The sequence below is a fragment of the Streptomyces sp. NPDC088400 genome, from assembly GCF_044753355.1.
GTDB lineage: Bacteria > Actinomycetota > Actinomycetes > Streptomycetales > Streptomycetaceae > Streptomyces.
Genome location: NZ_JBIVMZ010000013.1, coordinates 12,491 through 36,796 on the forward strand (window position 1 = coordinate 12,491; position 24,306 = coordinate 36,796).

The window sequence follows — 24,306 nt, forward strand, 5'->3', positions numbered from 1 at the left end:
CCGGGCTGGTCAGGTCCGGGGCCGGGGCCAGACCTCCGGACAGTTTCTCTAACTCCGGGCCTCGCCCGTGACGGGCTCGAACCAGGTGGGCTCGTCGGAGAGGGCCTGCTTGATCCGCAGCAGGGAGAACTCGCTGAGCTCGGGCAACGCGTCCAGGGAGAACCAGCCCACGTCCACGGACTCGTCGTCGTTGACCCGCGCCTCGCCACCGGTCGCGCGGCAGAGGAAGGCGATGTCCATGAACTGGCAGCGGTCCTTGTTGGGGAACTGAACCGGCTCCAGCGCCTGGACGAGTACGACGCGCTCCACCGAGCAGTGCACGGCGGTCTCCTCGTGCACCTCGCGCACGGCGGCCGCGGCGGGCTGTTCTCCGGGCTCGGGAATACCTCCGATCAGCGCCCAGGCGCCGCTGTCGGCGCGGCGGGCGAGGAGCACTCTGCTGTCGTCGTCGAGTACGACGGCGCTCACTCCGGGCAGGAGCAGCAGTTGGTGGCCCGCGGAGGCGCGGATCGTGCGGATGAAGTCGGGCGTTGCCATGGGACGACCATAACCGGGGCGTGGATCACCGACGCACCCCGACCGGTCGGTCCGGGCCTCCAAGCCCCTGCTTCGGCTGAGGTGTTCAGACCCTGTCGGTGAAATAGCTCAGCGCCGCGTTGAGATGGCTGTCCACTGCCGCGAGAAGCCGCCGCTCGGAGCCCGCGCGGAGAAGGCCCATGAGCTTACGGTGCTCCTGGGCCAGGGAGGCCTCCATCGGGGCGGCTTCCGCCATGCCCGACAGGCAGATGCGGGTCTCCGCGACGAGCGTCGCGAACATCCGGGACAGCCGGGGACTTTCGGCGGATTCCACCAACACCTCGTGGAAGGCGAGGTCTTGGGCCACGACGTCGGACAGGTCCTGGGAGGACGCCACCTCCGCCAGCTCGTCGACGAGAGCGTCGAGGCGGGTCAGATACCGCTCGTCCTTGCTCTTCCACAGCAGCGAGGCCGCTTTGTGCTCGATGAGACGCCGGGTGAGGAAGACGTCCACCATGTCCCCGGGGCCGAGCTCCACGACGAACACGCCGCGGTTCTTCACATTGAGGAGCAGCCCCTCCTGAATGAGCCGCTGGAGAGCCTCGCGAACGGGGCCCCTGCTGATCCCGAACGTGGCCGCCAGCTGTGCTTCCCCCATCTGGCTGCCCGGCCGGAACGTGCCGTCCACGATGCGTTCCCGGAGCTGGTCGATGACCAGACTCGACGTGGTGCGGCTTGCGATCGGGACGAGTCCCTCAATCACCTGTGTCACGGCTCCCCATCTAGGCAAACAGTCATGGTCGACTTCGCGAGCATGATCCGCCTGGTCGGACGGTCAGAGGCGTCGGGTGGGCGAGGACCCGTCCTGGCCCTCGCCCACCCGACATCCACCTCCGAGGGGCCGGCGCACGCCAACACCTCAGCTCGCTTATTGTCTACAATACACTGCTTGCCACCGCTCATGTGGCGGAACGGGCCACGGGGGAGGCCGTCAACACCGGCGGATGGCGACAACCTTGGGTTCCGTCATGGCTTCCACCGCGTAGCGCACTCCCTCCCTGCCGACGCCCGACCGCTTGGGCCCGCCGAACGGCATGGCGTCGATCCTGAAGTCGCTGCTGTCATTGATCATCACCGCTCCGACCCTGAGCCGCTCCGCGAGGCCGAGGGCCGCGTCGAGGCTGCCCGTGAAGACACCCGCCTGGAGGCCGAACTCCGTGCTGTTGGCCTGGCGGACCGCATCGTCCACGGAGTCGAACGCGTTGACGACCAGGGCAGGACCGAAGACCTCATCGGTCATCAGACGAGTGTCGGCAGGCACCCCGGTGAGGACCGTCGGCCAGTGGAAAGCGCCGTCCCGACGGCCACCGGCTCGGATCTCGGCGCCGCGCTCCCGCGCCTCCTCGACCCACGCCGCCACCCGTACCGCCTCCCGTTCCTCGATCAGCGGGCCGACATCCGTCAGGGGATCCCTCTTGCTGCCCACCCTCAGCAGCCGGGTCGCGGTCACCACCTCGTCGGTGAACCGCTCGGCGAGTTCCGCGGTCACGAAGACCCGCTGGACGGACAGGCAGTTCTGCCCGGCCACGCCGAACGCGCCTGCCACGACCGCCTGCGCGGCACGGGACACCTCGGCGTCCGCGAGGACGATCACGCAGTTGTTGCCGCCGAGTTCCATCAGGGTCTTCCTGGCCCCGGCGGCGCGCGCCACCGCGTTCCCCGTCCGGTGCCCTCCGGTGAAGGACACCAGGTCGACGAGCGGGTGGCTCACCAGCGCCTGCCCCGCCGTGCTGCCCGCTCCCGGGACGACCGCGAGGCGTTCGGCGGGGACCCCGGCGTCCAGGAGGACGGCCGTGAACGCCAGCGCAGTGAACGGCGTCGTCTCGGCCGGTTTCAGTACGACACCGTTGCCCGCGACGAGGGCGGGCCCCAGCTTGTGCGCGATCAGATTCAGCGGGTCGTTGAACGGGGTGATCGCGGCGACCACTCCGACCGGTTCGCGCGTGTACCAGCCGAGCCGGTCCTGGCCCCGGGGCGTGTCCTCGAAGGGCAGCGTCTCGCCGGTGAGCCGTCCGGCCTGCTCCGCCGAGAGCCGCAGCGTCTCCACCGCCCGGGACACCTCGGCGTCCGCTTCCCGTACGGTCTTGCTGCCCTCCCGGGAGATCACCTCGGTGAACAGCGCGCGGCGTTCCCGTATGAGGGAGGCAGCGGTCCGCAGCGCCTCGCGCCGGCTCCAGGCCGGCCAGGCCGGCCCTTCGTGCACCGCCGCGGCCACGGAGGTGACCGCCGCGTCCACGTCCGCGGCGCTCGCGTCGGTCACGTACCCGAGCAGGGCGCCGTCCTCCGGGTCGTACACCGGGAAGGAGGAGTCGCCGTCGCGCCAGACGCCGGACCAGAACGCGCCCGCGGCCTGCCGCCAGACCGGCGGCGCCGATCCCGGTGCCACCGTGGCGGTGGCACCGGGCGCGACGGTCATCAGGTCACCTTCGTGAAGTGATGGGCGGACACCTGGTGGAAGTCGCGGTCGTCATGACTGCACGGGCTGATGTGGACCGACGCGTCCTCCAGCTTGGCGATGTCGTGCAGCAGCCGGTGGCGGACCTCCTCGGCGATGTCGTGACCCTCGACGACGGAACTCTCGCAATCGACGACGATCGCCGCCTCGGCGCGCAGCCGGTGGCCGAGCCAGCGCATCCGGACCACCTCGATCGCGATGACTCCGGGCACCTGGCTGATCGTCTCCTCCGCGGCCGTGACGGTCTCCGGATCGACGGAGTCCATCAGCCTGCGGAAGATGTCACGCACCGCGCCGCGCAGCACCATCAGGATCATGACCGTCACGAGCAGACCGACGATCGGGTCGGCCAGCGGGAAGCCGAGCCAGACGCCCAGCGCGCCGAACACCACCGCCAGGGAGGTGAATCCGTCGGTGCGGGCGTGCAGGCCGTCGGCGACCAGCGCGGCGGAGCCGATTCTGCGCCCCACGCTGATCCGGTACTTGGCGACGAGTTCGTTGCCGACGAAACCGACGGCACCCGCGATCGCGACCATCCAGACCGACTCCAGCTCCCGGGGGTTCAGCAGCCGGTCGACGGACTCCCAGCCCGCGACCACCGCGGAGATGGCGATCATGAGGACGATGAAGATGCCGGCCAGGTCCTCGGAACGCCCGTAGCCGTAGGTGTAGCGACGGGAGGCGGCGCGGGCGCTCAGCGCGAAGGCGAACCACAGCGGCAGTGCGGTCAGCGCGTCGGAGAAGTTGTGGATGGTATCGGCGAGCAGCGCGACCGAGCCCGAGATCGCGAAGACCCCCACCTGGAGCAGGGCGGTCACCATGAGCGCGACCAGGCTGACCTTCAGCGCGCGGATGCCCTCGGCGGACGACTCCAGCGCGTCGTCCGTCGAGTCGGCGGCGTCGTGGCTGTGCGGACGGAAGATCTCCAGGAGGGCGCCACGCAGACCGCCGGGGTGGCTGTGTCCGTCCCCGTGGTCGTGGCCGTGCCCCTCGCCGTGACCGTGGCCGTGGTCCTTGTCGTGACTGTGCCCCTTGCCGTGGTCGTGGCCGTGGCTGTCCTTGTGGTCGTGGCTGTCCGGGGCCGGCTGACCGTGATCATGTCCGTGCCCGTGTCCGGACGCGCCATCGCCGTCATGCCGGTGTTCGTTGTGGTGGTGGCCGTCCTTGTGCGCGGTATCGGGCCTGTCTGCGGGCATGGCTGCATCCTCGTCTCTCAGCATTTCTCAGTCATTGATCCCAGTAGTGGCAGGAGACGGAGTGACCCGCACCGGCCTGGTGGGACTGAGGCACTTCGGTCGCGCAGCGTGCGCGAGCCTTGGGACATCTCTGGTGGAATCTGCACCCGTCGGGCGGGTTCACCGGGCTGGGCGGCTCGCCACGAAGCGTGCCGAAGGTGGTCTCGGCGCCCGGCTCCTCCGGTAGCGAGGCGGCCAGCAGAGCCTGGGTGTAGGGATGGGAGGGCCGCTCGAACAGCTGCTCACGGGGCGCCACTTCGACGATCTGGCCGAGATACATGACGGCGACCCGGTCACACACATGGCGGACGACGCGCAGGTCGTGCGAGATCATCAGTACCGTGAGGCCGAGACGTTCCTTCAGCTCCATCAGCAGGTTGAGGATCTGGGCACGGATCGAGGCGTCCAGCGCCGAGGTCGGCTCGTCGCAGATCAGGAAACGGGGCTCCAGCAGCAGGGCCCGCGCCACCACCACGCGTTGCAGCTGCCCGCCCGAGCACTCCACCGGCCGGCGGTCGAGGAAGGACTCGTCGAGCCCCACCTGCCGCAGCATGTCCAGGATCCGGGCGCGCCGCTCCTCGCGGGTGCCCACGCCGTGTTGTATCAGGGGCACTTCGAGACTGGTGCCGAGCCGCATCCGGGGGTCGAGTGCCGCGTACGGGTCCTGGAAGACGAGCTGCATCGAACGCCGCAGGGCCTTTCGGTCCGCGCCCTTGCGCCCGGAGACCTCGGCGCCGTCGAAGAGCACACGTCCCGCGTCGATCCGGGTCAGCCCGAGGACGGCTCTGGCCAGCGTGCTCTTGCCGCACCCCGATTCGCCCACGAGCCCGAGGACTTCACCGACTTCGACACGGAAGGACACGCTGTCGACGGACAGCACCTTCTGCCGCCGTCCCGTGAGCGAACGCGCGCCCGTCGGGTAGGTCTTGACCAGGTTCTCCACGCTGACGAGAGCGGGGGGTGTCGACGTCACGCGCTGACCTCCTCGCGTACGGGAACCCAACATCGGGACCGGTGCCCGGCGCCGCAGGCGTGCAGGGTCGGTTCGTTGTCCTCGCAGTTCTTGGCGATTCCCAGGCCTTCGGCGACCGAGCAGCGCGGGCGGAATCTGCACCCGTGGTCGAGCGCCCGGGACTGGGTCGCGCTGCCCGGTATGGAGTAGAGGCTCCCCTGCTCGGACCGGAGCAGCGAGGCCCGCAACAGGGCTTGCGTGTAGGGGTGTTGCGGATCGGCGAAGATGTCCCTCGTCGTCCCGTCCTCGACGATGCGGCCCGCGTACATGACGGCCACCCGGTCGGCGATCGAGGCGACGATGCCCAGGTCGTGCGTGATGAGCAGGACGGACAGACCCGAATCCCGCTGTTTCTGCCGGAGCAGCCGCAGTATCTGCGCCTGGACGGTGACATCCAGCGCGGTCGTGGGTTCGTCGGCGATGAGCAGCCCCGGCCCGCCGCTGAGAGCGGCGGCGATCATGACGCGCTGGCACATGCCGCCGGAGAGCTGGTACGCGTAGCCACGTGCCCGGCGCTCGGGCTCGGGGATCCCGACATCCCGCAACAGCCCGACGACCTGTTTCCTCGCCTGCCGGCGGCTGAGCCCGCGGTGCAGCCAGAGCGGTTCGGCGACCTGGTCACGTACCGTGGCCGTGGGATCGAGCATCGCCTTCGGCTGCTGGAACAGCATCGCCACCTGGTTCCCGCGCATCCGGTCCATGCCGCGCGGTGGCAGCCCCACCAGTTCCTGTCCTTCGAGCACGATCGAGCCGGCGGTGACCCGCGCTTCGGAGGGGAGCAGCCCCATCACGGAACGCGCTGTCACGCTCTTGCCCGAACCCGACTCCCCGACGAGCGCGACGATCTCCCCGCGCCCGACCGTCAGGTCGAGGCCGTCGACGGCGTGGGTGTGCGCGGCGTCGTTGAACTCCACGTGCAGGCCCTGGACCCGCAGAACGGTGTCACCCCGTTCAGTTGTGCCGTCGCTGTGTCGGCGCATGTCCGTTCTCCTCTCCATGTACGGAGTTATGGAGCCGGCGCCGCAGAGTCACCACGGCTTCGGCGAAGTGCTGATGCAGGGTGGCGAGCGCGGTGTCCAGTTCGGCCCCCGCGATCAGCCGGGCCAGTTCATGGTGTTCCGGCACCAGATCGTGGTGGGCGGGATCGGCCCCGGCCATCATGTGGAGACACAGCCTGGTCTCGGAGATCAGGGTGCTGAACATCCGGCTGAGGCGGTGGCTGCCGACGGCGTCGACCACCAACCGGTGGAAGCGCACGTCGAGCTCGCCGACGGTGGACCAGTCGTCGTCCGCCGCGGCCGAAGTCATCTCGTCGAGTGTCCTGCGGAGCGCGTCCAGCAGTTCCGGGGAGGGAGGCTGGGTGATGACGCGGCGGAAGGCCGCGGCCTCCACCGCCTCCCGGGCGAAGAAGACATCGATGATGTCCTCCTCCGTGAGCACCGGGACGAAGACGCCTCGGTGCGGCTGGCTCGCCAACAGCCCTTCTTGGATGAGCCGTTGCAGGCTCTCGCGGATCGGTCCCCTGCTGACGCCCAGCCGTTCGGCGAGTTCCGCCTCGTGGAGCTGGCTGCCCGGCAGGAAAGTGCCCCGATGGATTCCGTCACGGAGTTGTTCGGTCACCAGCGAGGTGAGGGTCTTGCGGGAGACCGGAGTCATGGATGATGTGTGCTTGACCGTCGGATCGCTCATGGTCATCGGACCGCTTCTTCCTTCGTCTGCCTGATTGGCGCCCCATCACTGCTTGTTGTCCCGTGGCTCCACCCCCTGACCGATCAGGGAGACGCTCAGTGCGGTGAGGAAGATCGCCAGTCCCGGCACCATCACCAGGAGCGGCACTTGCTCCATGTAGGGCTGGGCGTCAAGGAGCATGGCGCCCCAGTCGGAGTCGGGCGGCTGTACTCCGAGTCCGATGAACGACAGCCCGCCCACGGTGATCAGCTTGTGGCCGAACCGCAGGAAGCTGAGCGCTGTCAACGGCCGCATGGCGTTCGGGATGACGTGCCGGACGATGATGAAGGACCGGGAGCACCCCAGTGCCTCGGCCGCCTCGATGAAGTCGCGGCTGTTGATCTCCAGCGCCAGCCCCCTCATGAGGCGGGCGAAGGGGGTCCACCCCACGATGGTGAGCGCCGAGATCAGGGTGCCGTAGCCGGTTCCGAAGACAGCGATGAGGAAGAGGGCGACCACGACGTCGGGGATGGAGATGAGCAGATCGACGACGCGCATCAGGAACTCGTCGACCATGCCGCCCACCCTGGCGCTGAACGCGCCGATCAGCGTGCCGACGACGACGGAGAGCAGCAGCGTGACGGCGGCGATCGAGACGGAGAACCGTCCCCCGTACATCAGCCTGCTCAATACGTCCCGGCCCAACTGGTCGGTGCCGAGCCAGTGTTGCCCGCTCGGGCCGGCGAGCCGCTGGGCGAGGTCCTGCGCGGCCGGGTCGTACGGCGCGATCCACGGGGTCAGGGCCAGGACCGCCACCATGACGACGAAGACGGCGGCTCCGGCGCGTACGGTCCAGGGCCAGTCCCGTACGGTGGCCGAGGACGACGACGCCGCTCTGCGCACCGCCGAGGTCGTCGGAGGCTTGTCACGGGGCCTGAGGTCCGGCGCTGGTTCAGTGAGTGCCATGACGGGCCCCCGCGGTCGGGTTGATCACTTCGCTGAGCAGGTCGGTCAGGGTGCTGACCACGATCGCCAGGGCCACCAGGCACAGCAGTCCGCCCTGGATGACGGGCACGTCCTGGTTGACGACGGCCTTGTACACGAGCTGTCCCATCCCGGGGATGGCGAACATCACCTCGACGACGACCGAGCCCCCCAGCAGCCCGGCGAACCACAGCGAGGCCAGGGTCAGTACGGGCAGCAGCCCGTTCCGCAGGCCGTGCCGGACGAGGGTCCTGCCGGAGCTGAGCCCCCGGCCGCGGGCGGCGGTGATGTACGGCGCCTCCAGGACGTCGATCATCGAGGCCCTGGTCACCCGGGCGAAGTAGGCCAGCGGCCGGAGCATCAGGGTGAGCGCCGGGAGGATCAGGGACTCCGGTGAGTTCCACCCCGCCGAGGGCAGCCAGCCCAGGTAGCGGGAGAAGACGAGGACCAGCACTGGTGCGAGCCAGTACTCCGGTACGGCGACGAAGCCCTGGGTCAGAAAGGTCAGGCTCGTGTCGATCTTCTTGCCGGGCCTGGTCGCGGCCAGTGTCCCCAGGGGCACCGCGATGAGGATCGCGGTGCCCAGGGCGACGACGGCGAGGGTGAGGGAGACGCCGAGCGCACCGCCGAGGAGCTGTTCGACGGGCGTCCTGCTGGTGAAGGAGAACCCGAAGTCACCCCGTACCGCTCGGCCGAGCCAGCTCAGGTACTGGGCGAGAAGCGACTGGTCGAGCCCCAGTTCGGCTTTCATCGCCTCGACGGCGGCGGGGTCGACCGCCCGGTCCGACACCTGCGAGCGCAGGATCGTGCGGACCGGGTCACCACCGCTCAGATACGGTATGAGGAACGTGAGCACGGACACGCCGAACAGCGTGGCGATCATGACCACGGCCCGTCGCAGGGCGAATCTGAGCATTTCCTCACCTCCTTGATCCAGCCGTCAACGGCTATTTGATGGCGTCCAGCGCGCGGTAGTACGCGCCGGCGAACGGCAGGAACCACGGAGGTCCGAAGTGCCCGGGGACGCGTGGGAAGTTCATCCCGCGCCAGATGTTCGCCTCGGGCTTGCCGTCCATGACGTCCGCCATCCGGCTGCCCATGTGTGTGGCCATCTGGACCCCGTGGCCCGAGTAGCAGGCGGAGTAGAAGAGGCCTTCGTGCTCTCCGGCATGCACCATCTGGTCCATGCTGAGGTCCACCAGGCCGCCCCAGCAGTAGTCGATGCGCGCGTCCTCGAGCTGCGGGAAGACGGAGAGCATCCCCTTGCGCAGGATCCGTCCGCTCTTGAGATCGGACTCCGGGCTGGACATCGCGAACCGGGCGCGACCACCGAAGAGGAGCCGGTTGTCCGGTGTGATGCGGAAGTAGTACAGGATGTTCTTGGTGTCGGACGCCATCCTGCGCGTCGGCATCAACTGGTCGACGACGTCCTGGTCGAGCGGTTCGGTGACGATGATGAAGCTGCCGACCGGGACGATGCGATTGCGCAGCCAGCGGAACGACGACCCGGTGTACGCGCCGCTGGCGAACAGCACCTGGTCGGCGCGGAGCGTACCGACCGGTGTCGTCACGTCGTGCAGCTGTCCGCTGATCCGGCGGACCTTCGTCACGGGCGCCTTCTCCAGGATCCGCACGCCCAGCCGCTCGGCGGCGTCCGCGAGTCCGCGCACGAACTTCCCCACGTGCAGTCCGGCCCCCTGAGGGTCGGCCATGCCTCCGTAGTAGTAGTCGGATCCGATCTCCGAACGGATGTCCTCCTTGGGGATCAGCTTCGTCTCGTAGCCGATGAGGTCGCGCAGTGCCTCGTGCGTGCGCGCCAGACGTTCGTAGTGGGAGGGCCGGCAGGCGAGGTTGAGCTTGCCGTTCCGCTCGAAGTCGCAGTCGATGCCCTCCTCGGTGATCAGCTTCTCCACGGTGTCGATGGCGTCGTTGTAGGCGAGGAAGGAGGCCTTGGCGGTGGGGAGGCCGTAGCGGGCGACGGCGGTCAGGAAACCGATGGCCAACCCGGTGGTGGCCATCCCGCCATTGCGTCCCGAGGCCCCCCAGCCGACGGTGTCCTGCTCCAGCACGGTGACCTGGGCGCCCCTGCGGGCCAGGTGCACCGCGGCGGACAGGCCGGTCAGTCCGGCACCTACGATCGCCACGTCCGTACGTCCGTCCAGCGCGAGGGCCGTACGGTCGGGGGCTGACGGAGCGGTGTCCAGCCAGTAAGGAATGGGCTTCACGGAGTTCTTCTTCCTCTCGTCGCGCTGCTGCGCGGGCGAGGGTCGGCCGGGGGTTCGGGACAGCCTTATGGCGGCGTCAGAGGCCGAGCAGTCCGGGCAGCTCGGTCAGGGACGGGATCTCGCTGTAGCCGTAGTACGGGGTGCTCGGCTCGTAACCGCGGTTGATGTAGACCTTGTTGGTGATCCGCAGGTCGTGGGCGGGGATGAGGTCGTAGCGCAGGCTGGACGACACGTGCAGTACGTCGCCGGGACCGCAGCCCAGCTCTCCGAGCATGTACTCGAACGCCTGGAGGCGCGGCTTGTACGCCTGGGCCTGCTCGGCCGTGTACACGGCGTGGAAGGGCGCGCCGAGCTTCTCGACGTTGCCGCCGATCTGGCTGTTCGCCGCGTTGGAGAGGATGACGAGCGGGTATGCCTCGGCGAGCTTGGCCAGCGCGTCCGGGACGTCCGGGTGCGGACCCCAGGTCGGGACCGAGGCGACTATGGTGTCGCCGTCGCTGTCGCGGTACTCCAGCTTCCACAGGGCGGTCGCGCGCTGCAGAGCGTTCTTGATGACCTCGGGGTAGGGCTGGTAGGCGCCGATGACCTCGTCGATCCGGTACGCCTCGAAGTCGTCGAGGAAGTCCTCCATCCGGTCCTCGGTGACGCGGTCCGCGTACAGCCCGCGGGTGACGGCGGACATCTGGAAGTGGGTGAGGGTGCCGTAGCAGTCGAAGGTGATGTACTTGGGCCGGAAGTCGATCACGATGGGCTCCTTCTGTGTCTGTGCTGAGGCTGTCTGTGGTGAGGTCACTTCGGGGCGACGTCGAGGTTGGCGGTCAGGGTGTAGTACGGGTCGATGGAGTAGCCCGTCACCCGGCTGCTGCGTGCGACGGATTCCGTGTCGTGAACGAGGAAGACGTTCACGGCATGGGACTGGAGGACGGAGGCGGCCTCCGACTCGATGGCGTAGCGCTTCCCCCGGTCGGTGGTGGTTCCGGCCTTGTGGATGAGGGCGTCCACCCGCGGGTCGCAGAAGTGCGAGACGTTGAAGCTGCCTTTGCAGCTGTAGTCGGCGGCCAGGAACCCGAGGGGGTCGGGCATGTCGCCGAGGTGGTTGCGTGACAGCAGCGTCATGTCGAAGTCGCCGGAGAGCATCTCCGGTTCCAGCGAGGCGTAGTCGGCGGTCTTGATGGTCACCTTGATGCCGATGGACTTGAGCTGGTCCTGGAGGACGGCCGCGAGGTCGGCGAAGCTGGCGCCCTCGGTGTACGTGAGCAGCTGGACCTTGATCGACGATGGCTCGACACCGGCCTGGGCCAGCAGTGCCCTGGCCTTGGCGGGATCGGCTTTCACGGGCTGCGCGCCGCTGGGAGCGAAGGGCTCGGTGGGGGCGAAAGGACCCACCGCGGGGCGCGCGGCGCCGAAGTAGACGGCCTGGTTGATCTTCTTGGTGTCGACCACCGCCTGGATCGCCTGGCGCACCTTCACGTTGTCGAGGGGCGCCTTCTTGTTGTTGAGGATCAGGCTGGTGGTCCTGGAGAGTTCCGCGGTGTCGACGCGTATCCCGCTGCTGCCCTTGAGGTCCTGCGTGCTGGTGGCCGGCAGCTTCCTGACGAGCTGGGCCTCACCGGTCTGGATCTGGGTGGCCCGCTTCGCCCCGTCGGCGATGAAGCGCACCTCGGCGGAGGCGAGTTTGGCGCGCCCGCCCCAGTACGAGTCGTTGCGCTTCATGCGGACGGACTGCTGGGGAACCTCTTCGGCCAGGGTGAAGGGACCGGTGCAGGTTCCTTTGGGGTCGATGTGGGACTTCTGGTAGGCCTGGGGCGCGAGGATGCCCGTGTTGGGTGTGGCCAGTCGCTCCGGCACCAGCGGGTCCGGTGCGACCGTTGTGACGGCGACCGTCCCCTTGTCCAGCGCTTTCACACCGGCTATCGCGTCCGGGCCGAAGGCGGCCGACGGCGCCTTCACCTTGAGGGCGTGCTGGAGAGCCGCGGTCACGGCCTTCGCGTCGAACGGATCGCCGTTCTGGAAGGTGGCGCCGCTTCGAAGCGTGAACTTCCAGGTCCGGGGGGTGGTTTGCTTCCAGGACGTGGCAAGCATCGGGGCCAGTTCGCCGCTGTCGGCGCGGGAGACGAGCGTCTCCAGACAGCCGGCCTTCGACAGGACGAACGCGTCGTCCGTCTCCAGGGCCCAGCCCGCCGCGGGGGCGAAGGGCTCATCGATCACGATGCTCCGGCCACCGCCGCCACTCTCGGCGGCGTCACCGCCGTTGTTCATGCCGCAGGCTCCGAGCGTGAGAGTCATCGCCGTCATCCCGCAGGCCGTACGCGTTCTCTTCATAGCTGCTCACTTTTTCGATGAAGGTCAGGGACGCATCCCGGCCCCGGGGGATTCAGTGCCGGTGGACGTTGGCAAATCGCTGCGAGTGCCTTGCCGATGAACAGGAAACGTAGAGCCCCACTCAGTCTGTTGTCTACAATCTTTCGTAAACAGTAAGTTGCTTACTGCCTTCATGCAGACTGTCTGTCGGGGCGTCAGAAATCCTCCGCACCCACCGCCACCTGCGGTTTCACACCCGGACAGCACTGCGGCCCGCCGGGAGAACCGGCGGGCCGAAAAGTTCAGGGGTCGAGCGGTTGGTCAGCGGTGATCCCGCTCCGGTGAGAGTTCGGCATCCGTGTCGTCTCCGGTCCGCCGTGCCGCCACCGTGGGCTTCGGCGCCGTGGGTTCGGGCAGCGTACGGAACAACAGCCAGCTCAGCGCGGGCATCAGGATCAGTGGTGCCAGGGCGGTACGCAGGGAGGTCGCGTCGGCGACGCTGCCGATGAGAGGGCTGGCCAGGCCGCCGATGCTGACGGTCAGCCCGAGGGTGATCCCGCCGGCGGTGCCGACGCGCGTGGGCAGGTAGTCCTGGCCGAGGGTGACCTGCAGCGAGAAGGGAACGTACAGGCCTACGGAGGTCAGCGCCACGAACACGTAGATCGCCGGGCCGGGTACGAACACGATCCCCGCGACGGCGGCGACCGTCACGAGGTACGACCAGCGGGCGACGATGACCCGGTCCCAGCGATCGGCCAGGCTGCCGCCCAGCACCGAGCCCACCGCGCCGCCGGCGTAGAGCACGAACAGCGCGGTGGTGCCCGCTGTCGTACCGCCTCCCAGACGCTGCTGGGCGTAGAGCGAGATGAAGGTGCTCAGACCGGTGAACACGACGGACCGGCAGACCACGGCCAGCGACAGCTTCACGAACGAGACCTTGTCGTCCTGGCCCGTCGCGACCGCGGTGCCGGGGCCGCCGTGTCCTGTCTTCTCCAGCGCGCGCAGGACGGGCAGGCACAGCACGCTGCCGACGAGGGCCGGCACGACGAGCAGCGGCGACAGGCGCAGACCGCCGGAAGCGACGACGGCGGTGACCATGAGGGGCGCGGTGGCGAAGCCGAGGTTGCCACCGAGGGAGAACCAGCCCATCGCGCCGTGGCTGCCCCCGCTGACGAGCCGCGCGATGCGGGCGGACTCGGGATGGTAGGCGGCGACCCCGACACCGGACACCGCGACGAACGCCAGCGTCAGACCGTAGCAACCGCTCAGACCGCTCAGGGCGATCCCCAGTCCGCCCAGGACCGTACTCACCGGCAGGAGCCAGGGCATCGCCCAGCGGTCGGTGAGCACGCCGAACACCGGTTGGGCCACCGAGGACAGCAGAGACGCGGCGAGCACGATGCCCGACACCGCGGCGTAGCCGTAGGCGCGCTCGGCGACGAAGAACGGGACGAGCGACGCGACCGAGCCCTGGTAGACGTCCACGCAGGCATGGCCGGCCGACAGCATGATGATCGATTTTTTTCTTGGCACCTCGCCATCGTCATCGCCGCGCAGCCTGTCGTGCTTCCGATAAAGTGCCAACCAATGTCAGAAATCCGCCACGAATCCGTGGCGCCCACCCGCACCCAGTGGCTGGCGTCCGGAGCCGCCATCGACGCCCACCGCCACGACGACCACCAGATCGTCTACGCGGGCCGGGGAGTGCTGGCCGTGACGACCAGCACCGGTTCGTGGATCGCGCCGGGCACGCGCGCCATCTGGGTACCGGCCGGCACCGTGCACGCCCACCAGGCCCACGGCGAACTCGAACTGCACCTGGTCGGCCTGCCCGCGACTGACAACCCGCTCGGCCTGGACGAGCCGACCGTGCTGGCCGTCGGGCCCCTCCTTCGCGAACTGATCCTCGTCTACACACACTCCCCGCACGACGGCAGCCCCGAACGCGGGCGGCTGCGTGCCGTGTTGCTCGACCAGTTGCGGGCCTCGCCCCAGCAGCCCCTGCACCTGCCCACCCCGACGGCCCCTCAGCTGAAGGCAGTGTGCGAGATCCTGCGCACGAATCCGGCCGACGACCGCACCCTGGCCGCACTGGGCAGGCAGGTCGGCGCCGGCGACCGCACCCTCTCCCGCCTCTTCAAAGCCGATCTCGGCATGACCTTCCCGCAGTGGCGCACCCAACTGCGCCTGTACCACGCCTTGGTCCTGCTCGCCGAGAACATCCCGGTGACCGCCGTGGCGCACAGGTGCGGCTGGTCGTCCGCCAGCGCGTTCATCGATGTCTTCCGCCGCACCTTCGGTCACACTCCGGGAACACATCAGCCCCGCGAGCGGGCCGGTCACACCGGTCGGTCTTAGTCGTCCATCAGTTCCAGGTCCGGTGGGACGAGAGTGGTGGACTCGACCAGGCCTCTGAGCAGGTTGTGCAGGAGGTTGTTGTCGCTCGGTGCGCCGGTGGCCTTGTCGTGGAGGAGCGGGTGCGGGAAGCCCGCGCTCTGGAGACGCAGCCGTACGTCCTTGATCTTGTGCTCGATCCTGCGTTCGCTCCAGTTGGCGTCGGGGCGGAGGTAGGCGAGTTGGGCGGCGGCCCGGCGGTAGGAGAGGGGGCGGGGGCCGTCTTCGTAGAGGAGGTAGTGCTGGCCCAGGACGATCAGGAGCAGGCGTTCGTCGTCGTCCAGGGGCCAGATCCTGGGTGGGAGGGTGGCGGCCTGACGGCGTGGTACGAGTCCTGGCTGGTCGTGGCCTGTTACGTAGAGTTCGACCAGGTGTTCCCGGAAGCCCGAGCCCTTGACGAAGAGGGGGGTGTAGCCGGCGGCGAGGGGGATGGGTTCGGAGCTGCTGTGCATCAGTCTGCCGTGGGGGAGCCGGACGAGTTGCCGGCCCGTGTTGCGCAGCCACCACTGGTGTCCTCGGTAGGTCAGTTCGCCGTGTTGGCGGCTGACGCGCAGGTCGTCGTCTCCCACGGCCAGGTCGGTGTCCGGGCGTTCGCCCCGGCCGAACCGGATGGTCAGCCCCGGTCGTGGGCCGACCCTGATGCCGCCGGTGACCGAGCGCGCGTGGAGTGTGCCGGGTCCGGCGGGGGCGACGCCGCGGGCCAGGCTGGCGGGGTTGTTCATCGGCCTCCTTGTCGGCCTCGTCGTGCGGGAGTCTGTCGGTCTTCCGTCAGTCTCCTGGGCCCGCCCGGGACCCCTCCCGGATCAGGAGCCCGAGAATGGGGCCCGGATCGGACGGCCGTCGGGCCGCGGGTCACAGGCCGGGACGACGGTTCCGTACGGGGGTCGGAACCGTCGTCCACCACCGCGCACCCGGCAGACGCCACCCGGCAGCCCGCGCCCTCACTCGACCTCGACGGTCGCCACACCCGCCAGTTCCATCGCCATCCTGCGAAGCTGCGCCTTCGAACGGTCGCCGCCGACCGTCAGGTTCAGCGTCTCGACGGTCGTGTTGCCGTCGTGGTCGTCGTACGACCGGTGGACCACCCGGACGAGGCAGGTGTTTTCGCCTTCCGCGTCGGGCCGGACCACGGCGCTGCGGCCGTTGATCCGGGTGAGCGTGCCGTCGGCCGCCGTCGGCGGCTGGCCGCGGTCGAACCGCAGGCCGACCCACAGGCCGTTGGTGGTGCTCTCCCACTCGCACTCCCAATTGCCGAAGCCGACCTCCGGATTCCTGGCGTCGATGCCGGGGACGATTTCGAGCGCGTCCGCGTCCAGCAGCGTGCACGCGTCCTCGTGCGCCAGCGAGCCGGCCGGCGGGGGAGGCGAACGCCGGTCGATCACACCCTGGTTGAGTGCTTCGACCGCGCTGTCGGTGGCGGTCTCGGCGATGGCGCACAGAGGCGCCGTGCCCTCGTCCTGTTGCGCGATCACCGTGATGTTCACGTCGTCGTCGCCGGCCGGCAGCAGCGTATGGCCGCACGCGTCGCTCTCGGCGGGCTCGTCCACCACGCTGACCCTCCCCACGGTCTTCCTGGTGGCCGACAGCTCCGACCGCCCTCCGTTGCCGAAGTGGACCTCGACATCCACAGGGCTCCCGGTACCCGTGTCCACGATGACGTCGCACCGGTCGAAGTTGCCGTAGGCCCGGTCGAGTTGCGCGTCGCCGAATCGCGCCAGGGCGGACGGCTCGGCCAGGGCGCAGGGGTCGGCCGCACGGTGATCGCCGATGACGGACAGCACGTCCTTCGGTGGTCCGGTGGACGAACCCGGCGGCCGAGGATCGTCCGTCCCGGTGTTCTTGTGGTCCGAAACGAGCAGGGCGACCGGGACGGCCACGGCGAGAGCGAGGGCGACCGCCACCGTCCCGGCAAGCAGGGGCCGGGATCCGAGGGACCTCAGGAGAGCCACCGGACCGCTCCACCACCCGCCCCGGTCACCGAACCGGGTGCCGCGGCCTGGCCGTTCGTCGTGCCCGAGGGGTTCGTACGGGGTGCCCTGGCCGGTCCCGGCGGGTTGCAGCGGCTCCTGGGGTCCCGCGATCTCCTCCAACTGCCCGCGGACCCGGGCCGCGTCCGGCCGGTTCCGCGGGTCCCGGTCGAGCATCGCGGGAAGGATGTCGACCAGCGGCCCGAAGCCGGCGTCGTCCGTGTTGAATTCGACATGTCCCCGTGCGGCGTGCCGCGCCGCGATGTACGGGTCGTACGGGTCGTACGGTTCGTACGAGTCGGTGGCCTCCGCGAGGCGGGGGCGTGGTGGCTCACCGGTCACCAGGGCACACAGCATGGCCCCGAGGGAGAAGACGTCCGATGCCGGTTCCGGCCGGCCCCGCACGACTTCCGGGGCCGCGTAGTCGGGGGTGTAGCTGACGGCGCCGTTGGTAGTGATCGTCTCCTTGCCACCGACCCGGTACGCGGCGCCGAAGTCGGCGAGTTTGGCGAGGCCGGGCAGAGTGACGACGACGTTGGCCGGCTTGATGTCGCCGTGCACGATGCCCTCGGCGTGCAGGGCGACCAGCGCGTCCGCGATCTGCGCGCCCACACGTGCGGCGCGTGCCGGGGACAGCGGCGGCCGGTCGTCCAGGCTGCCCCCGGGCACGTACTCCATCACCAGCCAGTACGTGGCCTTTTTCCCTCTGCCCACCTGTTCGGGGTGGTAGAGAGTCACCACGTGCGGGTGGCTGAACCGGGCCAGGGCGCGGGCCTCGGTCCGCAGTCCGTCGAAGCCGGCGTCGCCGTCGGCGTCCGTGATCACGCGTTTGAGTACGACCTCCCGCCCCCACTCCATGTCACGGGCGAGCCACACTTCGCCCGTTCCCCCTCGGAGAGGGCCTCGGGTGAGCCGGTAGCGTCCACCGACCGTCCTGCCCACGTGCACCGCGACTTCCCCTCACCCGTGATCCGGAACTCCGCGGCCTGCCGCGCCTGAACCGAACATAAAGGGTGAGAGGAGCGTCACGCGGACTCTTCACCGGATATCCGCGTTCCGCCCTCCGCACGTGCGGAGCGGGACGCGGACCACGAACACGGTGTCGTACACCGCCGTCGGCACCACCGTGATCCGGCTGTGTCAGCCGGCGAAGTGATACCTCCCCGAGCGGACGGCGAAGACCGCGCAGCCGTCCTCCCTGCGCAGGAACTCGGCCGTCCCGTGGGCGATGTCCGTGCCGTCCGCCGCTTCACCGGCGGGGACCCACACCTCCGCGGTGGTGTTGGCCGGCAGGGACACGGTGAGCCGGAATCCCCCGGAGTCCTTCTTCCAGCGCGTGGTGACCGGCCCGTAGAGCGAATCGAAGCGGCCCTCGGCCTCCGTCACCCCACCGCCGGGGCGGGGCCGTACGACGATCTTCCGGAAGCCGGGGCCGCCCGGCGCGATGCCGGTGATGTTCGCGTACATCCATTCGCCCACCGAGCCGTAGGCGTAGTGGTTGAAGGAGTTCATCCCGGCGTCCTGGAACCCGCCGTCCGGTGTGATGGAGTCCCAGCGCTCCCACATCGTCGTGGCGCCCCGGTCGATCTGGTAGCCCCAGCTGGGGAAGGTCCGCTGAAGCAGCAGCCGGTAGGCGACATCGGTGTGACCGGTGGCGGTGAGTACGGGCAGCAGCCGCGGTGTGCCGAGGAATCCCGTCGACAGATGCCAGTCCTCGGCCCGGATGAGCTCGACGAGGCGGTCGGCGGCGGGCCCGCGGTCCGCGTCCGCCAGCAGGTCCATGGACAGGGCCAGTACGTATCCGGTCTGCGTGTCGCCCTTCACCCGTGCGCCCGTGGTGACATACGCGGCGCGGAAGGCGTCCCGGACCGCGTGGAACAGGGAGACGTACGGCGCCGGATCCTTGCCCAGCACCTCGGCCGTCCTCGCGACCAGATCGGCGCTGTGCGCGAAGTAGGCGGTGCCGATGACGTCCTTGGGGGTCTCCTCCTGGACGTTGAGCCAGTCGCCGAAGCCTTCGGCGGGGCGCAGATGGCCGTTGCTGTGCCGCTTCAGGTAGTCGAGCCACTTCAGCATGGAGGCCCAGGACTGCTCCAGCACCCTGACATCCCCGTACGCCTGGTAGAGCGCCCAGGGCACGGTGACTCCGGCGTCTCCCCAGCCCGCCACGCCCTGACCGACCTGGCCGAGGTCCGGCGCCACATTGGTGAACGCGCCGTCGGAGGTCTGGTCGTCGCGGACGTCCCACAGCCACTTGGTGAGGAAGCGCGCCGACTCCATGGTGTAGGCGGCGGTGGGGGCGAAGACATTGATGTCGCCGGTCCAGCCGAGCCGCTCGTCGCGCGCGGGAGTGTCGGTGGGAATGGACAGGAAGTTGCCGCGCTGACCCCACGTGATGTTGCTGTGCAGCTGGTTGAGCATCGGTACGTTGGTCCTGAAGTCCATCGTGAACGGAGCCGAGGTATGGATGACCCGTCCCACGACCGCGTCCAGGGACGGCCGGCCCGGAAAACCCGTCACCTCGACATAGCGGAATCCGTGAAAGGTGAAGCGCGGCTCGTACGTCTCCGCGCCACCGCCCCTGAGGGTGTACGTGTCGGTCGCGCGGGCCGTGCGCAGATTGTCGGTGTAGAGCGTGCCGTCGGGGTTGAGCACCTCGGCGTGACGCAGCCGTACGGTGGTACCGGCGGTGCCCGATACGGTCAGCCGCACCGCGCCGACCATGTTCTGGCCGAGGTCGAAGACGAAGACGCCGGGCTTCGGTTCCGTCATCTTCCGGGCGGACAGCTCTCTCTCCACCCGTGAGGGGCCGCCGACCTCCGCCACGACCGCGGCGGTGACGCCGTCGACCGCCTCCGCCTGGGCCCAGTCGGCGGTGTCGAACCCGGCGCGCGTCCAGCCGTCGGTCTCCAGGCGGGCGTCGTACTCCTCGCCCACCACCAGATCGGCGCCGGTGACCGGACCGGTCGCGGCGTGCCAGTCGGTGTCCGACAGCACCCGCTCGGTCGTCCCGTCGGTGTACGTGACCTCCAACTGGGCCAGCAGCGCGGGGCGTTCACCGTACTGATGCGGGCCGAACCACGCGATGTTGCCGGCGTACCAGCCGGCCGCGACCGTGACGCCGAGCGCGTTGGCCCCCGGTATGAGCAGCCGGGTCACGTCGTACGTCTGGTACTGGACCCGCTTGTGGTAGTCCGTCCAGCCGGGGGCGAGCCGGTCCTCGCCGACACGCTCGCCGTTGAGGTGTGCCTCGTACAGACCGAGGGCCGTGGAGTACAGCCGGGCCCGCGCGACGGCCTTGCGCTTCAGCCGGAACTCGTGACGCAGCTGCGCGGCGGGGGAGTACGAGGCCCGCACGGCGCCCCAGGGGCCCGAGCCCCACGCGGCGAGCACCTTGGCCGGTGACCACGGACTGTCGTCGTAACCGGCGGACCGCCAGTCGCCTACGGGCTCCCGGTCGGTGGTCCGCCAACTGCCGTCGGTGGCGAGGGTACGCACCCCGTCGGCGGTCGTCAGTTCCAGCAGGGCCAGCAGACCGGCCGGCCCCACGGCAGCGTTGGCGGCGGAGACGGCGATCGCGTTGGCGCCGGGGCGGAGCAGGCCGGTCACGTCGATGACAAGGGGGCGTTTCCAGTTCTCCGCGGGTCCGACCGCGTCGGTGTGCGCGACCTGGGTGCCGTTCACATACGCCGTGCAGCCGTCGTCGGCGGCCACGACCAGGCGGGCCCGGGTGACCGCCGCCGGAACGTCGGCACCGCCGCGGAACCACCGCGTCGCGGCGGGGGCGCTGCTCGCCGGATCGCCCTCGGGGAACCAGATCCACGAAGCGCCGTCCAGGGCGGGGGCGCCGACGACGGAGGACGGAGCGGCGATCCAGTGTGCGGACCAGTCGGAGGCGTCCATGAGCCCGGTCTCCCACCAGGACGGAGCGCTCCACGCGGAGACCTTGCCGTCGTCGTCCCAGACGCGCACCGACCAGGAGTAGCGCGTACGCGCGGTGAGCGCCGGTCCCGCGTACGGGACGAGGACCGACTCGGACGAGGTGACCTTGCCGCTGTCCCAGACATCGGGCCTGGCCAGAAGCCGCGGGGCGGTGGCGACGCGGATCTGGTAGGCGCTCTGCGTCCGGCCGGGCCGGTCGGACACGAGAGGCCAGCTCAGCCTGGGGTGCGGGGTGTCGAGGCCGAGCGGGTGCCGGACGTACTCGACGGTCGGGCCGGTGACGCGTGTGGCCGTCGCAGCGCCCGGCCCGGACCCGGCGGCACGGGCGGCCGGCAGTGGACCGGCGACCAGCGCCGTTCCCAGGGCGGTGGCGGAGGTTCCGAGCAGTCGTCTTCTGCTGATCACAATGCGGCTCCGTTACGACTCGATGATGAATCGTTTCACTGGCGTGAAATTAGGGAGGCTGGTGTGACCTGTCAAGAGTTCCCGCGAGGCCTCGCACCGCTCGGAACATTTGGAACTACCACTATTGACTGGGGAGTTGGCCTGGGCTTAGCTTCCCGTCAGGCTTGTTGAAACCTTTCATGCCCGGATGTGGTGACGGTGGGCTGCCGCGCCCGCCGGGCCTGGCATCATCGACGCATGGTTGATCGCATCACCGCCGCGTGTGACGGGGCGTCGAAAGGTAATCCCGGGCCGGCCGCCTGGGCCTGGGTCATCGCCGAGAGCGGGGGAGAGGAGCCTGGTCGCTGGGAGGCCGGTCCGCTGGGCACCGCGACGAACAACGTCGCGGAACTCACCGCTCTGGAGCGCCTGTTGGCCGCCACCGACCCGGCCGTGCCGATGCAGGTGCGGATGGACTCCCAGTACGCGATGAAGGCCGTCACCACCTGGCTGCCCGGCTGGAAGAAGAAGGGCTGGAAGACTTCTTCGGGCAAGCCCGTCGCCAATCTGGACCTGGTCGTACGCATCGAAGCCCTGCTGGCCGGCCGCTCGGTGGAGTTCATGTACGTACCGGCGCACCAGGTCGACGGGGACCCCCTGAACGCGTTCGCCGACGGAGCCGCCAGCCAGGTCGCCGTCAGTCAGCGGGCCGCGGGTACGTCACAAGGATCCGAGGCCCCGGTGCCGCAGAGCCCGATGCCCTCGCGTGGCGGCGGGTCGTCGCGCGGAGGCGGAACAGGGCGGGCGAAGGAGGGGACGGGCCTGCCGCGACAGGCGAAGCAGGCCCGGAGCAGGGGCAGCATCACCGCCAAGTTCCCGGGCCGGTGCCGCTGCGGCAAGTCGTACGAAGCCGGTGAGCCGATCTCGAAGAACCCACAGGGCTGGGGCCACCCGGACTGCCGGACTGCCGAGGCCTCGGCCGATTAGGACCTGTCCGCCCGAGAGGTGAGTCCGGCGCCCTGCCGGGCGGCCCCACCGCCTCAGTCCACCGGGTGTCTCAGCCCGCCGGGTTCCAGCCGTCCGTGCCGGCCAGGTACTTGGCGGCGGTGTGGTCCGCGGCCTGGGCGGCCGTGAGCTGCGGGCGGTTGGCGTTGACCGTCGCCCCGGCTCCGGTGTTCGCGTACTCGCCGAAGCGCGCCGACTTCCAGGGGAAGCTCCCGAAGTCGGCCCACGGGGCGGCCGTCTTTATCGCGGCCGGGAGCACGGTCTCTCGGATCACCAGCTGGCCGACGGCGTCGGCGGTGGGGTGCCAGGGGCGGCCGAGGGAGAAGGTGTTGGCCGCCGCCGAGCTGTTGACGCTGCTGCCGGTGATGAGGAAGCCGTACTTCTTGGCCGAGTTGGTGTTGGGCGCCGCGAGGTAGCCGTTGTTGCCGCCGGCCGCCGCGCCGCGGTCGCGCAGGGTGATGTTGACCCGGTCGTAGACGGCGGTGGCGTTGCCGAAGACGAAGTCGACGTCACCGCTGATGAAGGAGTTGCGGAAGTACTGGCGGTACTGTCCGGTCGCTGACGGCGCCCAGTTGAGAACCGTGTCCTGGTGGGCGATGAACCGGTCGTTGCGGAAGATCTGACGGTCGCCCTGCGCGTTGACGGCCACGGCCTGGGTGTCGGTGATGTCGGGGTGGTCGGCCCTGAGCCAGGTGTTCTGGATGGTCACACCGGTGACGGTGAGGTCGTTGGCGGAGAAGGTGGCGGTGGCGCTGCCCGATGTGCCGTAGGTGGTTCCGTCGGGCTTCTTCGTGCCGGCCGCGTTGTCGTAGGTGATCACGACGTCCTCGGCGTTCCCGGTGGTGCCCGCGATCGTCAGCCCCTTCTTGCTCACCGGGACGTTGACGACTTCCCTGTACGTGCCCTTGGCGACCGACACCGTGTCACCGGCGGCGGAGGCGTTGACCGCCGCCTGCACGGTCCTGTACTGCGCGGAGCCGTCGGCGGCGACCGTACGTGTGGTGGCGGCGGCCTGATGCGCCGGGTTGGGCACGGCGTTCGCGCCCGACACCGGCGGCAGCGCGCCGAGACCGGCAGCCGTCACGGCCGCGGCCAGGAACGTCGCCGTACGGCGTCCGGTGCGCGACCGGCGACGCGGGGCGGGCGCCGCTGACGAGGGGGGATCGAGGGCACTGCGGGGATCGAACATCCGGCACGTCCTTCATCGAGGGGATGACACCTCTCAGTGGCCGCCGCCGCGACAAAGGTTGCCGGCCGATCGGCGTCCGCACCCGGCCCGTTGCCCTCGTCCTCGCGTGCCCGTAGTCCTCCCCGTCAGCCGGTGAACCACGGGACGTTCGCGACGTCGGCGGGAAATTCTCCATTCCTCGTCCGATACCGCTCAACCCTGTCGTGCGGTGATACGTCCTTACTGCCGAAGGCCGGTCCGTCATAACGCCGGGAAGGGCCCGGTGAATTACCCACCGCGCATGCGCGGATGCGAGGGGGCGTGACCCGGTGGAAAAGCGTCGCCTCTCGTGAATCTGCACACCGGTTACGCGGGCGGCACATCCTCTCCCGGGGGCCTCCGCGCCTCGGCAGGCTGGCGGTCCATTGGCGCGGAATGTCGTGTTCGCGGCCGAAAGGGGGCCCAGCCAGCGGATATTCAGTCCTGCGAACCTGTGAAGATGCTGCCACCAATACATGGACGCATGTGTGCGCCTGGTCATTCGTAGCCCGCGATACGTCATGTCCGGGGAGCCTTGTGATTGGCGACGCGACGCGCTCGCGTGCTTTGATCCTTCGCATCGCAGCGGCCACGCCGAGGGATTCCGGTAACGGAGACCCGATGAAGCGTCCGGCCATTGCGGTGATTCCGAGATATCAGCGCGAAGGGAAGCCCACATCATGTCCTTCACCCCCCAGGTTGAGACCCAGGAAATCTCCGACAACGACCTGGACAACGTGTCCGGTGGCCTCGTTGACGGTCTCGTCGGCACGGTCGTCGCCACCGCTGACTCCGTCGCCCCCGTCTCGGGCGTCGTGGGCACCGTCACCAACACCGTCGGTGGCGTCACCGGCCTCGCGACGGGCACGGTCGCCGGTCTCTGAGTCACTCATGTGCCGCTGAGCGGCACCGCCATACGTGGTGACTACGGCCCGTCGGCACTCCCCCCCG

Annotated in this window: 20 protein-coding genes; 3 read left to right on the forward strand and 17 right to left on the reverse strand. The window is 69.5% G+C overall.

All coding sequences use genetic code 11. The features are described 5' to 3' along the window. Positions 1-48: 48 nt before the first annotated feature. The 13 genes from ACIQD6_RS28235 to ACIQD6_RS28295 all read right to left on the reverse strand — a co-directional run bounded on the left by ACIQD6_RS28235 (position 49) and on the right by ACIQD6_RS28295 (position 13,989). Positions 49-537, reverse strand: a complete 489-nt coding sequence (locus ACIQD6_RS28235) for an NUDIX hydrolase (protein WP_401887555.1) — start codon at positions 535-537, stop codon at positions 49-51. A gap of 85 nt (positions 538-622) precedes the next feature. Then, complete coding sequence (locus ACIQD6_RS28240) at positions 623-1,288, reverse strand: GntR family transcriptional regulator (protein ID WP_401887558.1); 666 nt, start codon at positions 1,286-1,288, stop codon at positions 623-625. Positions 1,289-1,507: 219 nt separating this feature from the next. After that, positions 1,508-2,992 (reverse strand): aldehyde dehydrogenase family protein, encoded by a 1,485-nt coding sequence (locus ACIQD6_RS28245; protein WP_401887561.1) that lies wholly within the window; start codon positions 2,990-2,992, stop codon positions 1,508-1,510. Further along, positions 2,992-4,227 carry a cation diffusion facilitator family transporter gene (locus ACIQD6_RS28250; protein ID WP_401887564.1) on the reverse strand — a complete coding sequence of 412 codons (1,236 nt, stop codon included), beginning with the start codon at positions 4,225-4,227 and terminating at the stop codon, positions 2,992-2,994. Before ACIQD6_RS28250 ends, ACIQD6_RS28245 begins: the two co-directional genes overlap by 1 nt. 31 nt (positions 4,228-4,258) lie before the next feature. Further along, entirely contained in the window at positions 4,259-5,239 is a 981-nt protein-coding gene (locus tag ACIQD6_RS28255) for an ABC transporter ATP-binding protein (RefSeq protein ID WP_401887567.1), read from the reverse strand. After that, complete coding sequence (locus ACIQD6_RS28260) at positions 5,236-6,258, reverse strand: ABC transporter ATP-binding protein (protein ID WP_401887570.1); 1,023 nt, start codon at positions 6,256-6,258, stop codon at positions 5,236-5,238. The genes ACIQD6_RS28255 and ACIQD6_RS28260 overlap by 4 nt, the downstream gene beginning before the upstream one ends. Further along, the gene (locus ACIQD6_RS28265; protein WP_401887573.1) at positions 6,230-6,973 is read right to left on the reverse strand and encodes a GntR family transcriptional regulator; all 744 of its coding nucleotides are present in this window, start codon (positions 6,971-6,973) and stop codon (positions 6,230-6,232) included. The genes ACIQD6_RS28260 and ACIQD6_RS28265 overlap by 29 nt, the downstream gene beginning before the upstream one ends. Positions 6,974-7,012: 39 nt before the next feature. Further along, on the reverse strand, positions 7,013-7,912 hold the full coding sequence (locus ACIQD6_RS28270; RefSeq protein ID WP_401887575.1) for an ABC transporter permease: 900 nt from the start codon (positions 7,910-7,912) through the stop codon (positions 7,013-7,015). Beyond that, positions 7,899-8,846 carry an ABC transporter permease gene (locus tag ACIQD6_RS28275; RefSeq protein ID WP_401887578.1) on the reverse strand — a complete coding sequence of 316 codons (948 nt, stop codon included), beginning with the start codon at positions 8,844-8,846 and terminating at the stop codon, positions 7,899-7,901. Before ACIQD6_RS28275 ends, ACIQD6_RS28270 begins: the two co-directional genes overlap by 14 nt. Positions 8,847-8,877: 31 nt before the next feature. After that, positions 8,878-10,155 carry an NAD(P)/FAD-dependent oxidoreductase gene (locus ACIQD6_RS28280; protein WP_401887581.1) on the reverse strand — a complete coding sequence of 426 codons (1,278 nt, stop codon included), beginning with the start codon at positions 10,153-10,155 and terminating at the stop codon, positions 8,878-8,880. A 76-nt stretch (positions 10,156-10,231) separates the two neighbouring features. After that, positions 10,232-10,900: a haloacid dehalogenase type II gene (locus tag ACIQD6_RS28285; protein WP_401887584.1), complete on the reverse strand. Its 669-nt coding sequence runs from the start codon at positions 10,898-10,900 to the stop codon at positions 10,232-10,234. A gap of 44 nt (positions 10,901-10,944) precedes the next feature. Beyond that, a complete protein-coding gene (locus ACIQD6_RS28290) occupies positions 10,945-12,477 on the reverse strand; it encodes an ABC transporter substrate-binding protein (protein WP_401887586.1) in 1,533 nt (510 codons plus the stop codon). 300 nt (positions 12,478-12,777) lie between these two features. Next, a complete protein-coding gene (locus ACIQD6_RS28295; protein WP_401887589.1) occupies positions 12,778-13,989 on the reverse strand; it encodes an MFS transporter in 1,212 nt (403 codons plus the stop codon). A gap of 54 nt (positions 13,990-14,043) precedes the next feature. Between ACIQD6_RS28295 and ACIQD6_RS28300 the strand changes: the two genes are divergently transcribed. Further along, positions 14,044-14,814 carry an AraC family transcriptional regulator gene (locus tag ACIQD6_RS28300; RefSeq protein ID WP_401887590.1) on the forward strand — a complete coding sequence of 257 codons (771 nt, stop codon included), beginning with the start codon at positions 14,044-14,046 and terminating at the stop codon, positions 14,812-14,814. Here the strand turns inward: ACIQD6_RS28300 and ACIQD6_RS28305 are convergent. The 3 genes from ACIQD6_RS28305 to ACIQD6_RS28315 all read right to left on the reverse strand — a co-directional run bounded on the left by ACIQD6_RS28305 (position 14,811) and on the right by ACIQD6_RS28315 (position 21,164). Further along, positions 14,811-15,572, reverse strand: coding sequence for an FHA domain-containing protein (locus ACIQD6_RS28305; RefSeq protein ID WP_401887593.1), 762 nt, complete (start codon positions 15,570-15,572; stop codon positions 14,811-14,813). The genes ACIQD6_RS28300 and ACIQD6_RS28305 overlap by 4 nt on opposite strands. Positions 15,573-15,791: 219 nt before the next feature. Further along, entirely contained in the window at positions 15,792-17,765 is a 1,974-nt protein-coding gene (locus ACIQD6_RS28310) for a serine/threonine-protein kinase (protein WP_401887594.1), read from the reverse strand. 192 nt (positions 17,766-17,957) lie between these two features. Then, a complete protein-coding gene (locus ACIQD6_RS28315) occupies positions 17,958-21,164 on the reverse strand; it encodes an alpha-L-rhamnosidase (RefSeq protein WP_401887596.1) in 3,207 nt (1,068 codons plus the stop codon). Between the two features lie 237 nt (positions 21,165-21,401). Here ACIQD6_RS28315 and ACIQD6_RS28320 point away from each other — a divergent pair, with 237 nt between their 5' ends. Then, positions 21,402-22,130: a ribonuclease H gene (locus ACIQD6_RS28320; RefSeq protein ID WP_401887597.1), complete on the forward strand. Its 729-nt coding sequence runs from the start codon at positions 21,402-21,404 to the stop codon at positions 22,128-22,130. Between the two features lie 70 nt (positions 22,131-22,200). On the opposite strand, the gene ACIQD6_RS28325 is transcribed toward ACIQD6_RS28320, so the two are convergent. Beyond that, positions 22,201-23,337, reverse strand: a complete 1,137-nt coding sequence (locus ACIQD6_RS28325; RefSeq protein ID WP_401887600.1) for a pectinesterase family protein — start codon at positions 23,335-23,337, stop codon at positions 22,201-22,203. A 698-nt stretch (positions 23,338-24,035) separates the two neighbouring features. Between ACIQD6_RS28325 and ACIQD6_RS28330 the strand changes: the two genes are divergently transcribed. Then, a complete protein-coding gene (locus ACIQD6_RS28330) occupies positions 24,036-24,239 on the forward strand; it encodes a type A2 lantipeptide (RefSeq protein ID WP_401887601.1) in 204 nt (67 codons plus the stop codon). Positions 24,240-24,306 lie beyond the last annotated feature (67 nt).